The following is a 14,888-nucleotide window of genomic DNA, read 5'->3' as shown; positions in this document are numbered from 1 at the left end:
TAAAATCATCATTCGAGACGGTGGATGCCCTTCCATGGCGGGTCGCAACAGTTTGCAACCCCCGCGTGACGGGCCCAGACAACCGGGAGTGGCGCACCCCGAATCTATCTGGTAAGTTCGCCCGCTTGCAGCCGCAGGGCCGGCAGGTGTCGGTGATGTTGCAATCCTGCGCAATGGATTAGAAGAGTGAGAGGCGGTCTATTCATGTCCACCCAAGCAAAGCAACAGAGCATCAGCGGCTTCGAACCCTACATCGAGACGAAGGGCGAGGAGTACATGGGCGAGCCCATGCGCAAGCACTTCACCAAGATCCTGCAGAAATGGAAGCAGGACTTGATGCAGGAGGTCGACCGTACGGTTGACCATATGAAGGACGAAGCAGCCAACTTCCCTGACCCGGCCGACCGTGCCAGCCAGGAAGAAGAGTTCAGCCTTGAACTGCGCGCCCGTGATCGCGAGCGCAAGCTGATCAAGAAGATCGACAAGACGCTGCAACTGATCGAAGACGAAGAGTACGGCTGGTGCGAATCCTGCGGCGTCGAGATCGGCATTCGTCGCCTGGAAGCCCGTCCTACTGCTGACATGTGCGTAGACTGCAAGACCTTGGCCGAAATCAAGGAAAAACAGGTCGGCAAGTAATCCCTGCCGAGCTGAACGAATGGGGCGTGCAAACGCCCCATTTTTGTTTCTGGAGTTTGGCGGTTTTCCAGTAATATCCAGGCCATGACAGCCTCTCCTTATATCGGGCGCTTCGCCCCCACGCCCAGCGGCCATTTGCACTTTGGCTCCCTGGTTGCAGCCCTCGCCTCCTACCTCGACGCCCGCGCCAATCACGGCCGCTGGCTGATGCGCATGGAAGACCTCGACCCACCCCGTGAAGAACCCGGCGCCCAGGCGGCGATCCTGCATGCCCTGGAAAGCTACGGTTTTGAATGGGACGGCGAACTGGTCCGCCAAAGCGAGCGGCATGATGCCTACGCCAAAGTACTGAACGATATGTTCAACCATGGCCTGGCCTACGCCTGCACCTGCTCACGCAAGCAACTGGAAGTGTATAACGGCATTTACCCCGGCCTGTGCCGCAATGCCGGTCACGACCAGCAGGATGCCGCCATTCGTCTACGGGTTCCCGAGCTGGAATACCACTTCACCGACCGTGTTCAAGGCCAATTCCGACAACACCTGGGGCGCGATGTCGGCGATTTCATCATCCGCCGCCGCGACGGCCTGTACGCCTATCAACTGGCCGTGGTGCTCGACGATGCCTGGCAAGGCGTCACCGATATCGTGCGCGGCGCCGACCTGCTGGACTCCACACCGCGCCAGTTGTACCTGCAGGAGCTGCTGGGCCTGCGCCAGCCGCGCTACCTGCATGTGCCCCTGATCACCCAGCCGGACGGTAACAAGCTGGGCAAATCCTATCGCTCCCCGCCGTTGACGCCCGACCAGGCCACGCCGTTGCTACTGAGGGCGTTGCGCGCGCTCGGCCAACAACCGGGGGATGAACTGCACCATGCCAGCCCACGAGAATTGCTGGATTGGGGCATTGCGCACTGGGATGCCACCCGGATCCCGCGCACACTCACATTGGCCGAGGCGCAATTACACTGAAGGCGCTTGCAGCCTGCCAGCCATCCGTTAACATCGCCGCAGTTTTTCAATCAGAGGCCAACATGTACATCTATCGCTTGGTCCTGCTGTTGGTCGTCGGGATCTACCTGTTTTCTCCCGCCATCATGGACTGGTGGATCGACGCCACGGGCGCCTGGTATCGCCCCTATCTGCTGTGGCTGATCCTGATCGTCGTGACCTTTATCCTGCAGAGCCAAAAAGATGCCGATGAGCTTTAGCCTGACCCAGATGCTGCTGATCAGCGCCGCCTACCTGGCGGCGCTGTTCGGGGTGGCCTGGATCAGTGAGCGTGGAATGATCCCGCGGGCGATCATTCGCCACCCGCTGACCTACACCTTGTCGCTGGGCGTGTATGCCAGCGCCTGGGCGTTCTATGGTACGGTGGGCCTGGCCTACCAGTACGGTTATGGGTTTCTTTCCAGCTACCTCGGGGTGTCCGGGGCCTTCCTGCTGGCGCCGGTGTTGCTGTACCCGATCCTGAAGATCACCCGCACCTACCAGTTGTCGTCGTTGGCCGACCTGTTTGCGTTCCGCTTTCGCAGCACCTGGGCCGGCGCGCTGACCACCATTTTCATGCTGATCGGCGTACTACCGCTGCTGGCCCTGCAAATCCAGGCCGTGGCTGACTCCATCAGCATCCTCACCCATGAACCGGTGCAACATCGGGTGGCCCTGAGCTTTTGTGCGCTGATTACCCTGTTCACGATTTTTTTTGGCTCGCGGCATATCGCCACCCGGGAAAAACACGAAGGCTTGGTGTTTGCGATTGCCTTCGAGTCGGTGATCAAGCTGATCGCTATCGGTGGCGTGGGCCTGTACGCGCTGTACGGGGTGTTCGACGGCCCGCAGCAACTCGAGCTGTGGCTGCTGCAAAACCAGACCGCCCTCGCCGCCCTGCACACCCCGTTGCAAGAAGGCCCATGGCGCACGCTGTTGCTGGTGTTCTTTGCCTCCGCCATCGTCATGCCGCACATGTACCACATGACCTTTACCGAGAACCTCAACCCGCGCTCGCTGGTCAGCGCCAGTTGGGGCTTGCCGCTGTTCCTGCTGCTGATGAGCCTGGCAGTACCGCTGATCCTCTGGGCCGGCCTGAAACTGGGGGCCACCACCAACCCGGAATATTTCACCCTCGGTATCGGCATCGCGGCCAACAGTAAGTCCCTGGCATTGCTGGCCTACGTCGGCGGCTTATCGGCGGCCAGTGGCTTGATCATTGTCACCACCCTGGCGCTGTCGGGCATGGCCCTCAATCACCTGGTGCTACCGCTGTACCAGCCGCCTGCCGAAGGCAACATCTACCGCTGGCTGAAATGGACACGCCGCGCGCTGATCGTAGCCATCATCATGGCCGGCTATGGCTTCTACCTGCTGATGGCGGCCGAGCAGGACCTGGCCAACCTCGGAATCGTGGCCTTCGTCGCCACCTTGCAGTTCTTGCCGGGGGTTCTGTCGGTGCTGTACTGGCCGACCGCCAATCGACGCGGGTTCATCGCCGGGCTGCTGGCGGGGATCCTGGTGTGGCTGGTGACTATGCTGCTGCCGCTGGTCGGTAATCTGCAGGGCTTCTATATCCCGCTGCTGAACATGATCTACGTGCTGGATGACACCAGTTGGCACATGGCTGCCATCGCCTCGCTGGCGGCCAACGTGCTGATGTTCACCCTGATTTCCCTGTTCACCAACGCCAGCCCCGAAGAAACCAGCGCTGCCGAAGCCTGCGCGGTGGATAACGTGCGCCGCCCGCAACGCCGTGAACTGCATGCGGCATCGCCCCAGGAGTTCGCCACCCAACTGGCCAAGCCCCTGGGCGCCAAGGCTGCGCAAAAGGAAGTGGAGCAGGCACTGCGCGATCTGTACCTGCCCTTCGATGAGCGCCGCCCTTATGCCCTGCGCCGCCTGCGCGACCGCATCGAGGCCAACCTGTCGGGGTTGATGGGCCCCAGCGTGTCCCAGGACATGGTGGAGACTTTCCTGCCCTACAAGGCCGGCGGCGAAAACTATGTCACCGAAGATATCCACTTCATCGAGAGCCGGCTGGAGGACTACCACTCGCGCCTCACCGGCCTTGCCGCCGAACTCGACGCCCTGCGCCGCTACCACCGCCAGACCCTGCAGGAACTGCCCATGGGCGTCTGCTCCCTGGCCAAGGACCAGGAAATCCTGATGTGGAACAAGGCCATGGAAGAGCTGACCGGCATCGCCGCCCAACGCGTGGTGGGCTCGCGCCTGACCACCATCGCCGATCCGTGGAAGGAACTGCTGCAGGGCTTTATCAACCTGCCGGACGAACACTTGCACAAACAGCATCTGGCCCTCGACGGCCAGACGCGCTGGCTGAACCTGCACAAAGCGGCGATCGACGAGCCCCTGGCCCCCGGTAACAGTGGCCTGGTATTGCTGGTCGAAGACCTGACCGAAACCCAAATGCTCGAAGACAAACTGGTGCACTCCGAGCGCCTGGCCAGTATCGGGCGCCTGGCGGCCGGGGTGGCCCACGAGATTGGCAATCCGATCACCGGTATCGCGTGCCTGGCGCAGAACCTGCGCGAAGAGCGCGAAGAGGACGACGAAATCACCGAAATCAGCGGGCAGATCCTCGAACAGACCAAACGCGTCTCGCGCATCGTGCAATCGCTGATGAGCTTTGCCCATGCCGGCGGCCACCAGAATCACGATGAAGCCGTGTGCCTGGCCGAAGTCGCCCAGGATGCCATTGGGCTGCTGGCCTTGAACCGGCGCAATTTCGAAGTACAGTTCTATAACTTGTGCGATCCGGAACACTGGGTGGTCGGCGACTCACAACGCCTGGCCCAGGTGCTGATCAACCTGCTGTCCAATGCCCGCGACGCGACACCCGCCGGCAGTGCGGTAAGGGTCAAGAGCGAGGCTTTCGAGCACACGGTCGACCTGATCGTGGAGGACGAAGGCAGCGGTATTCCACAGAACATCATGGACCGATTGTTCGAACCCTTCTTCACCACCAAGGACCCTGGTGAAGGTACCGGTCTGGGCCTTGCACTGGTCTATTCCATCGTTGAAGAGCATTATGGACAAATCACCATCGACAGCCCGGCTGACACCGAAAGCCAACGCGGCACCCGTATTCGGGTGACCTTGCCGCGTCATGTCGAAGCGACGTCCGCTGTGAACTGAGACCGTCGAGAGAATTGAATCAATGCCGCACATTTTGATCGTCGAAGACGAAACCATTATCCGCTCTGCCTTGCGTCGCCTGCTTGAACGTAATCAGTACCAGGTCAGCGAAGCCGGCTCGGTGCAGGAAGCCCAGGAGCGTTTCAGCATTCCCACCTTTGACCTGATCGTCAGTGACCTGCGCCTGCCTGGCGCACCGGGCACCGAACTGATCAAGCTGGGCCAGGGTACGCCGGTGCTGATCATGACCAGCTACGCCAGCCTGCGCTCCGCCGTCGACTCGATGAAGATGGGCGCGGTGGACTACATCGCCAAGCCTTTCGATCACGACGAAATGCTCCAGGCGGTGGCTCGCATCCTGCGTGATCGTCAATCGGCCAGCAGTGCCCCGGCGGAACGGCCGGCCGGCAAGGCCGCCAGCGACAAGCCCGGGGTCGACAACAGCAATGGCGAAATCGGCATCATCGGCTCCTGCCCGCCCATGCAGGACCTGTACGTCAAGATCCGCAAGGTTGCGCCCACGGACTCCAATGTATTGATCCAGGGCGAGTCCGGTACCGGCAAGGAGTTGGTGGCCCGCGCCCTGCACAACCTGTCCAAGCGTGCCAAGGCGCCGATGATTTCGGTGAACTGCGCGGCAATCCCTGAATCCCTGATCGAGTCCGAACTGTTCGGCCATGAGAAAGGTGCCTTTACCGGTGCCAGCGCCGGACGCGCAGGCCTGGTAGAAGCGGCGGACGGCGGCACGCTGTTCCTCGACGAAATCGGTGAACTGCCCCTGGAAGCCCAGGCGCGCCTGCTGCGAGTGTTGCAGGAAGGCGAGATTCGTCGGGTGGGCTCGGTCCAGTCGCAAAAAGTCGATGTGCGCCTGATCGCCGCGACTCACCGCGACCTGAAAAGCCTGGCCAAGATCGGCCAGTTCCGCGAAGACCTGTACTACCGCCTGCACGTGATCGCCCTCAAGCTGCCGGCCTTGCGTGAACGCGGCGCCGACGTCAACGAGATTGCCAATGCGTTCCTGTTGCGCCAGAGCGCACGAGTCAACCGTACCGACCTGACGTTTGCGGCCGACGCCGAACAGGCCATCCGCCACTATTCGTGGCCAGGCAACGTGCGCGAGCTGGAAAACGCCGTGGAGCGCGCGGTAATCCTTTCGGAAAGCCCGCAGATCTCCGCAGAGCTGTTGGGCATCGACATCGAACTGAGCGACCTGGACGATGACGACTTCATTGGCCTGGCCCCCCAACAGGGCGGCAGTAACACCAGCCACGAGCCCACGGAAGACTTGTCCCTGGAAGACTACTTCCAGCACTTCGTCCTGGAACACCAGGACCACATGACCGAGACCGAACTGGCGCGCAAATTGGGCGTCAGCCGCAAATGCCTGTGGGAGCGGCGCCAGCGCCTGGGCATTCCAAGGCGCAAGACCGGGGTTGCCAGCGAAAGCTGAGGCCAACTCACATGGGGTAACACCCCAAACGTGAAAAAACTGTTACCTCAGATATTCACGTAACAAAAAGCCGGGGCTTACGGTAACGAAGCCCCGGCTTTTTTATGCCCGCCAAACCCACCAGATCCGACCAAACCCCTTGTTTTGCTGGGGTTTGCAAAAGTTGGCACGCACCCTGCTATATGCTTAGTACAAGAACAATAAAAAGCACCGTACACACACAATAAAAATAAGACGAATCGACTCACGCACAATAAAAACAACACGGCGGAGGCGCAGCTAACTGATTCTTTTGGAGAGGCGTTGCATTTGGGGCTTGCCCCGCAACCAGGCCGAGAACAACAAAAACTGCCCTAAGGCAGAGCCTGAACTGGTTGGATCATTGATCATCGCAACACAGCGACCAAAGCAATCCGTTTGCTCTTGACTCCCGATTGGGAGTGTCATGAAGGTCAAATCTCATGACGAGGGCGATCAACAAAAACAAGAAGCCCGAAATCAATAATAAAAATAGAGCACGCAACTACTTTCTGGGGGAGCTTCGGCTCCCCTTGTAGTTTCTGCGATTTGAGCGTCAACCGGCCTCATTTAAGCATCTGGCTCACGGCTTGCAGCTAGTTCCTACACCATCCCCTGACTAAATGCTAGAATCCCGGCCCATCATGCGGTCATTCTTCGTTATGGCCGAACATTCCTTCAAACAGTGCATCCCATGCTGAAGAAGTTGTTCCAGTCATTCCGTTCCCCCTTGCGTCGTACGCAACACATTCGCAGCACGCCTGAAGTGCTCAACAGCAATCAACATTCGCTGCAGCGCGCCCAGTTCAGCCGTTATGCGGTGAACATCGTCGAACGCCTGCAGAACGCTGGCTACCAGGCCTACCTGGTCGGCGGTTGCGTGCGCGACATGTTGCTCAACATCACCCCAAAGGATTTCGACGTCGCCACCAGCGCCACGCCTGAACAAGTGCGTGCCGAGTTTCGCAACGCGCGGATCATCGGCCGGCGCTTCAAATTGGTGCATATCCACTTTGGTCGCGAGATCATCGAGGTCGCGACCTTCCGCGCGGGCCACCCGCAAAACGATGAAGAGGAAGACAGCAACCAATCTTCCCGCAACGAAAGCGGACGCATCCTGCGGGACAATGTGTACGGCACCCTGGAAGAAGACGCGCAACGTCGCGACTTCACCATCAATGCCCTCTATTACGATCCGGTCAGCGAGCGCATCCTCGATTACGCCAACGGCGTGCACGATATCCGCAATCACCTGATCCGCCTGATCGGCGACCCCACGCAGCGCTACCAGGAAGACCCGGTGCGCATGCTGCGGGCCGTGCGGTTTGCCGCCAAGCTGAACTTCGGTATCGAGAAACACACAGCCGCGCCGATTCGCGAACTGGCTCCGATGCTGCGGGAAATCCCCTCGGCGCGCCTGTTCGAAGAAGTGCTCAAGCTGTTCCTGTCCGGGCATGCCGCCGACACGTTCGAAATGCTGGTGGACCTGCAGTTGTTCGACCCACTGTTCCCGGCCAGCGCCGATGCACTGGAGCACAACCCGACGTACACCCACACCCTGATCAGTGAAGCCTTGATCAACACTGACCTTAGGATCAAACAGAACAAACCGGTGACCCCGGCCTTCCTGTTTGCTGCCCTGCTCTGGCCTGCGTTGCCAGCCCGGGTGCTGCGCCTGCAGAACCGTGGCATGCCGCCAATTCCAGCGATGCAGGAAGCCGCCCACGAACTGATCGCTGAACAGTGCCAGCGCATCGCGATCCCCAAGCGTTTCACCATGCCGATCCGCGAGATCTGGGACATGCAGGAGCGCCTGCCACGCCGCAGTGGCAAACGTGCCGACCTGCTGCTGGACAACCCGCGCTTCCGTGCCGGCTATGACTTCCTGCTGCTGCGCGAAAGCGCCGGCGAGCAGACCGATGGCTTGGGCGAATGGTGGACCGACTACCAGGACGCCAATGACAGCGAACGTCGCGAGATGATCCGTGAGCTCAGCAGCAAAGGCGAAGCCACTGGCGACGGGCCGAAGAAACGCCGCCGCAGCAGTGGCAGCAAACGCAAGCGCAGTGCCGCCGACACCTCTGGCGAATAAGCACGGTGGAGCGTATCTACATCGGTATGGGCAGCAACCTTGCTGCCCCGCAACAGCAGTTGCGCGACGCCCTCAAGGCGTTGGCGCAATTGCCGAACACCACATTCGCGGGTGTTTCTGCCTTCTATCAAAGTGATTCCCTGCTTAGCGGCCAGCCGCGCTACACCAATGCCGTGGCGGCGCTGGACAGCACGCTTGCGCCGCTGGTACTGCTGGATGCGCTGCAGGCCATCGAGAACGATCAGGGCCGCGAACGCCTTGAGCGCTGGGGGCCACGCACCCTGGACCTGGATATCCTGCTGTTTGGTGATCGCCTGATCGACGAGCCGCGCCTCAAGGTGCCTCATTACCAAATGCATCTAAGGGCTTTTGTGCTCTATCCACTTGCCGAATTGGCGCCGTCCACTTTAAAACTGCCTGACGGCCGCCTACTCAGCGAAGTGCTCGGCGAATGCCCGTTCGTCGGCCTCGAACGCCTGCGGTTGTAGGAGCGAGCTTGCTCGCGAAAATCGTCAATATAAATGCAGGCGGCCTGATTAAACGCGTTGTCTAGATGTTCTTCGCGAGCAAGCTCGCTCCTACAATCGCATCAGTAACAGCGGTAACACCCCGCTCGTAACAATGCGGTAACACATCCAATTGACTTCCCGAGTCCTCCTCACGACTATAGGCGTCCCGCTGCCGCCAACCCGGCGCTGAAGGGCGCAATCCAGGCCTTATAAGCACTGCTCTGAAGAAAGTGCGCCTGTATAAACGAAGACTCACGCGCGTTACTCGCTGTTTCCAAGCGCCTGAACGAGGACCCTTTTCATGCCAGACATTACCCTGACCACCTTGCAGAGCCTCAAACTCAAAGGTGAAAAAATCGCCATGCTGACCTGCTATGACGCCACGTTCGCCCAGGCCTGCTGCCAGGCCGGCGTCGAGGTGTTACTGGTAGGCGACTCCCTGGGCATGGTTCTTCAAGGGAATGACAGCACCCTCCCCGTCACCACCGATGAGCTCGCCTACCACACCGCCAGCGTCAAGCGCGGTAACGAGGGCGCGCTCATCATCGCCGACCTGCCGTTCATGGGTTACGCGACGCTGGAGCAGACGTTCCAGAACGCCGGCAAGCTGATGCAGGCCGGGGCGCATATGATCAAAGTGGAAGGTGCCGTGTGGCTCGCCGAGTCGATCCGCCTGTTAGCTGAACGCGGCGTGCCGGTATGCGCGCATATGGGCCTCACGCCACAGTCGGTGAACATCCTCGGTGGTTACAAGGTCCAGGGCCGCAATGAAGCCCAGGCGCGGCAGATGCGTGCCGATGCCATCGCCCTGGAGCAGGCTGGCGCCGCGATGATCGTACTCGAATGCGTGCCAAGCGAACTGGCGCAAGAAATCACCCAGGCGGTGAAAATCCCGGTGATCGGCATTGGTGCGGGCAGCGCGACTGACGGCCAGGTCCTGGTACTGCACGATATGCTGGGCCTGAACCTCACTGGCCGCGCACCAAAATTCGTGAAGAACTTCATGGCCGGCCAGGACAACATCCAGGCTGCACTGAGCGCCTATGTCGCCGAAGTCAAAGCCGTTACCTTCCCAGGCATCGAACACGGATTCTCTGCATGAACACCGTCAAAACCCTGCGCGAACTGCGAGCCGCCGTCACTCACGCGCGTAGCGCCGGCAAGCGCATCGGCTTCGTGCCCACCATGGGCAACCTGCATGCCGGTCACGCTACGCTGGTGACCCGCGCCGCCGAGCAAGCCGACTTCGTGGTGGCGAGCATTTTCGTCAACCCACTGCAGTTTGGCGCCGGCGAAGACCTGGACAAGTACCCACGCACCCTCGCCGCCGACCAGGAAAAGCTGCTGGTGGCAGGCTGCAACCTACTATTTGCCCCTACGGTTGACGAGATGTACCCCGGCGGCATGACCGTGCAGACCCGAGTCAGCGTGCCGCAATTGTCCGAAGGCCTGTGCGGCGCCAGCCGTCCGGGCCACTTCGAGGGTGTGGCGACCGTGGTGAGCAAGTTGTTCAACATGGTCCAGCCTGACCTGGCGGTATTCGGGCAAAAGGACTATCAGCAACTGGCGGTGATCCGCGCCATGGTGCGCGACCTGAACATGCCGATCCAGATCATCGGCGAGCCCACCGTGCGCGCCGAGGACGGCCTCGCGCTGTCCTCGCGCAACGGTTACCTGAGCGAAGAACAGCGCGCCATCGCCCCGGTGCTGTACCGCAGCCTCTGCCAGATCGCCACCGCGATCCAAGCCGGCGACCGCGACTTTGCCAAACTGCGCGCCGAACAGATCCAGCACATCGAGGCCGCCGGCCTGCGGATGGACTACCTGGAAGTTCGCCAGGGCCAGCACCTGCGCCCTGCAACTGTCGAGGATCGTGATGTGGTGATCCTCGTTGCCGCTTACCTGGGCGCGACCCGGCTGATCGACAACCTGCACCTCACGCTACCCGCCTGATCCTGGCGATACTCCACTGTAGGAAAGGCTTGTGTGGGAGCGGGCTTGCCCGCGAAGGCGGTGGGTCAGCGACAAATGCATCGACTGACAGTCTGCAATCGCGGGCAAGCCCGCTCCCATACAAAGCGGCTCCCATAGTTGTTTTGTAACCCCCCTCAGGCCCCGGTATAAAAAAGTACCGGCCTCTGCACAGACAAAGCCAAGACATATCGACACGCTAGGTTTAATGTAATCGCCCGGCGTTATAGTTAGCGCTATCTGGAACCCAATCCTTGATACAAGACTGGACGTTCCGGGTTTAGAAGTGTCCTAAAGGCAGTCCCAGCAATAAAAAGGAAACCCGCAGCGATGGCGTACTACCGCACTCCCCATGACGTTACCGCTCTGCCCGCTTGGCAAGCGCTCAATCAACATCGCCAGGCCATGCAGGATTTCAGCATGCGCGAAGCGTTCAATGCCGATCCCCAGCGCTTTACCCAGTTCACTTTGAGCAGTTGCGGGCTGTTCCTCGATTACTCGAAAAACCTGATTACCCCTGAAACACGCGACCTGCTGGTGGGCCTGGCCAACGAAGTCGATCTCAAAGGCGCGATCAAGGCGCTGTTCGACGGCGAGCCGGTCAACTCTTCGGAAGGTCGTCCGGCGCTGCACACTGCACTGCGCCGCCCGGTGGGCGACAAGCTGTCGGTCAACGGCACCAACATCATGCCCGACGTGCACAAGGTGCTGAACCAGATCACCGATCTGGTGGGCCGCATCCATGATGGCCTGTGGCGCGGCTACACCGAAAAGCCGATCACCGACGTGGTAAACATCGGCATCGGTGGCTCGTTCCTCGGCCCGGAGCTGGTCTCTGAAGCGCTGTTGTCCTACGCCCACAAAGGTGTGCGCTGCCATTACCTGGCGAATATCGATGGCAGTGAGTTCCACGAACTCACCCAGAAGCTGCGCGCCGAGACCACGCTGTTTATTGTCTCGTCGAAATCCTTCAACACCCTCGAAACCCTGAAAAACGCCCAGGCCGCCCGCGCCTGGTACCTGGCCCAGGGTGGCTCGGAAGCCGAGCTGTATCGCCACTTCATCGCCGTGTCGAGCAACAACGCGGCGGCCGTGGCCTTCGGTATCCGTGAAGAGAATATCTTCCCGATGTGGGACTGGGTCGGCGGCCGTTACTCGTTGTGGTCGGCCATCGGCTTGCCTATCGCCCTGGCGATTGGCATGTCCAACTTCAAGGAACTGCTGTCTGGCGCCTACTCCATGGACCAGCACTTCCAGAACACCCCATTCGAGCAGAATATGCCTGTGCTGCTGGGTCTGCTGGGTGTGTGGTACGGCAACTTCTGGGGCGCACAGAGCCATGCGATCCTGCCGTACGACCACTACCTGCGCAACATCACCAAGCACCTGCAACAACTGGACATGGAATCCAACGGCAAAAGCGTGCGCCAGGACGGCAAGCCGGTTGCGGTCGACACGGGCCCGGTGATCTGGGGCGGCGTGGGCTGCAACGGCCAGCACGCTTACCACCAGTTGCTGCACCAGGGCACCCAACTGATCCCGGCCGACTTCATTGTGCCGATCGTCAGCTTCAACCCGGTCTCCGACCATCACCAGTGGCTGTATGCCAACTGCCTGTCCCAGAGCCAGGCGCTGATGCTCGGCAAGACCCGCAGCGAAGCCGAAGCCGAGCTGCGTGACAAAGGCATGGCCGAGGAAGAAGTACAGAAACTGGCGCCACACAAAGTCATCCCTGGCAACCGCCCGAGCAACACCCTGGTGGTCGAACGGATCAGCCCGCGCCGCCTCGGCGCACTGGTGGCGATGTATGAGCACAAGGTGTTCGTGCAGAGCGTTATCTGGGGCATCAACGCTTTTGACCAATGGGGCGTTGAGCTGGGCAAGGAGCTGGGCAAAGGCGTCTACAACCGCCTGACAGGCGCTGAGGAAACCTCGGCCGAAGATGCCTCGACCCAGGGCCTGATCAACTACTTCCGTGGTCGTCACCGCGGTTGAAGTGATCGGCACTACAATCAGGGATTGAACCTGCACAAGCGCCCTTGTGTAGGAACTGGCTTGCCAGCTCCTGCACAAGGGTCAGCCTTGAGCTCTTGTATCTATAACAAGAAGAGGGATCCCTTATGTTCGATATCAGCCAGTTTCCCCATGCCGATGCCGTGCGCCGTGCCGCCCAACTGGGCCAAGAGGACTATCAGCGCCTCTATCGTCAATCCATCGATCACCCCGATATCTTCTGGGCCGAACAGGCCAAAGCCTTGCTCGACTGGATCACGCCCTGGCACACCGTCCAGCACTGCGATATCCACACCGGCGGCGCCCAGTGGTTTGCCGGCGGCCAGCTGAACGTCAGCTACAACTGCATTGACCGGCACCTGGCGCAACGTGCCGATCAGCCGGCCTTTATCTGGGAAGGCGACGATCCTGCAAAATCTTCCAAAATCACCTACCGCCAACTTCATCAAAACGTCAGCCGCCTGGCCAATGTGCTGAAAAGCCGTGGGGTGAAGAAAGGCGATCGGGTGTGTATCTACATGCCGATGATTCCCGAGGCCGCCTACGCGATGCTGGCCTGTACGCGGATTGGCGCGGTGCACTCGGTGGTGTTTGGCGGGTTCTCACCGGATGCCTTGCGCGACCGCATTCTGGATGCCGACTGCCGCACGGTGATCACTGCCGATGAAGGCGTGCGCGGCGGCAGGCCCGTGGCACTGAAACAGAATGTCGACAAGGCCTTGGCCAGTTGCCCAAATGTCACGACGGTACTGGTGGTGGAACGCACGGGCGCTGCGGTGGCCTGGACCGAGGGGCGCGACCTCAAGTATCAACAGGCTGTTGACGCGGTCAGCGGCGAATGCCCGCCCGAGGCAATGGATGCCGAAGACCCGCTGTTTATCCTCTATACCTCCGGCAGCACCGGCAAGCCCAAAGGCGTGTTGCACACCACCGGTGGCTACCTGCTGCAAGCGGCAATGACCTTCAAGTACGTGCTCGACTACCGCGAGGGCGAGGTGTTCTGGTGCACCGCCGACGTCGGCTGGGTCACTGGCCATAGCTATATCGTGTACGGGCCACTGGCCAATGGCGCCACCTCCCTGATGTTCGAGGGCGTGCCGAGTTACCCGGACAGCTCGCGCTTCTGGCAGGTGATCGACAAGCATCAGGTGAATATCTTCTACACCGCGCCCACCGCCTTGCGGGCCCTGATGCGTGAGGGCCATGGTCCGCTGGAGAACACATCCCGGGCCAGCCTGAGGTTGCTCGGCAGTGTCGGCGAGCCGATCAACCCGGAAGCCTGGGAGTGGTATTTCAATGCCGTCGGCGAACAACGCTGCCCGATTGTCGATACCTGGTGGCAGACCGAAACCGGCGGCATCATGCTCAGCCCACTGGTCAGCGCCCAGCGCATCAAGCCTGGCTGCGCCACCCAACCGATGTTTGGGGTGCAGCCGGTATTGCTCGACGAACAGGGTAAGGAAATCAACGGCGCCGGCAGTGGCGTCCTGGCGATCAAGTCCAGCTGGCCGGGGCAGATCCGCAGCGTGTATGGCGACCCACAGCGGATGATCGATACCTACTTCAAGCCCTACCCCGGCTACTACTTTACCGGCGACGGCGCGCGGCGCGACGAGGATGGCGACTACTGGATCACCGGGCGTATCGATGATGTGATCAACGTGTCCGGCCATCGCATCGGCACCGCCGAGGTGGAAAGCGCGCTGGTGCTGCATGACAAGGTGGCCGAGGCCGCTGTCGTCGGCTATCCCCATGACCTCAAGGGCCAGGGCATCTATGCGTTTGTCACGCCGATGAATGGCGTCGAGCCCAGCGACGAGCTGAAAAAGCACCTCTTGGAACTGGTCAGCAAGGAAATCGGTAGTTTCGCCAAGCCCGAGCTGATCCAATGGGCGCCGGCCTTGCCCAAAACCCGTTCAGGCAAGATCATGCGACGTATCCTGCGCAAGATCGCTTGCAATGAGCTGGACAGCCTGGGCGATACCTCGACCCTGGCCGATCCGAGCGTGGTCGACGGCCTGATCGACAAACGCCTGAACCGATAGGA

At 60.7% G+C, this 14,888-nt stretch carries 11 protein-coding genes; all 11 read left to right on the top strand.

Annotated elements, in window-relative coordinates:
• Positions 1–204 precede the first annotated feature (204 nt).
• Positions 205–639, top strand: a complete 435-nt coding sequence (dksA, locus tag C5F71_RS16895; protein ID WP_029298940.1) for an RNA polymerase-binding protein DksA — start codon at positions 205–207, stop codon at positions 637–639.
• Positions 640–723: 84 nt separating this feature from the next.
• Positions 724–1,611, top strand: a complete 888-nt coding sequence (gluQRS, locus tag C5F71_RS16890; RefSeq protein ID WP_104911568.1) for a tRNA glutamyl-Q(34) synthetase GluQRS — start codon at positions 724–726, stop codon at positions 1,609–1,611.
• A 62-nt stretch (positions 1,612–1,673) separates the two neighbouring features.
• Positions 1,674–1,850 (top strand): hypothetical protein, encoded by a 177-nt coding sequence (locus tag C5F71_RS16885; RefSeq protein ID WP_003176118.1) that lies wholly within the window; start codon positions 1,674–1,676, stop codon positions 1,848–1,850.
• Entirely contained in the window at positions 1,834–4,788 is a 2,955-nt protein-coding gene (locus C5F71_RS16880) for a sensor histidine kinase (protein WP_029298944.1), read from the top strand. The genes C5F71_RS16885 and C5F71_RS16880 overlap by 17 nt, the downstream gene beginning before the upstream one ends.
• Before the next feature lie 22 nt (positions 4,789–4,810).
• Positions 4,811–6,238 (top strand): sigma-54 dependent transcriptional regulator, encoded by a 1,428-nt coding sequence (locus C5F71_RS16875; RefSeq protein ID WP_029298946.1) that lies wholly within the window; start codon positions 4,811–4,813, stop codon positions 6,236–6,238.
• 712 nt (positions 6,239–6,950) lie between these two features.
• Entirely contained in the window at positions 6,951–8,348 is a 1,398-nt protein-coding gene (locus tag C5F71_RS16870) for a polynucleotide adenylyltransferase PcnB (protein WP_029298948.1), read from the top strand.
• A gap of 5 nt (positions 8,349–8,353) precedes the next feature.
• The gene (folK, locus tag C5F71_RS16865) at positions 8,354–8,836 is read left to right on the top strand and encodes a 2-amino-4-hydroxy-6-hydroxymethyldihydropteridine diphosphokinase (protein ID WP_092233383.1); all 483 of its coding nucleotides are present in this window, start codon (positions 8,354–8,356) and stop codon (positions 8,834–8,836) included.
• 322 nt (positions 8,837–9,158) lie between these two features.
• Positions 9,159–9,959, top strand: coding sequence for a 3-methyl-2-oxobutanoate hydroxymethyltransferase (gene panB / locus C5F71_RS16860; RefSeq protein WP_104911567.1), 801 nt, complete (start codon positions 9,159–9,161; stop codon positions 9,957–9,959).
• On the top strand, positions 9,956–10,810 hold the full coding sequence (panC, locus tag C5F71_RS16855; RefSeq protein ID WP_029298955.1) for a pantoate--beta-alanine ligase: 855 nt from the start codon (positions 9,956–9,958) through the stop codon (positions 10,808–10,810). The genes panB and panC overlap by 4 nt, the downstream gene beginning before the upstream one ends.
• A gap of 348 nt (positions 10,811–11,158) precedes the next feature.
• On the top strand, positions 11,159–12,823 hold the full coding sequence (gene pgi, locus C5F71_RS16850) for a glucose-6-phosphate isomerase (protein ID WP_029298957.1): 1,665 nt from the start codon (positions 11,159–11,161) through the stop codon (positions 12,821–12,823).
• A gap of 125 nt (positions 12,824–12,948) precedes the next feature.
• Positions 12,949–14,886, top strand: coding sequence for an acetate--CoA ligase (gene acs / locus C5F71_RS16845; protein ID WP_104911566.1), 1,938 nt, complete (start codon positions 12,949–12,951; stop codon positions 14,884–14,886).
• Positions 14,887–14,888: the final 2 nt, after the last annotated feature.

Source organism: Pseudomonas sp. LG1D9, assembly GCF_002949995.1.
Lineage (GTDB): Bacteria > Pseudomonadota > Gammaproteobacteria > Pseudomonadales > Pseudomonadaceae > Aquipseudomonas > Aquipseudomonas proteolytica.
This window is presented reverse-complemented; position numbering and strand designations above follow the sequence as displayed.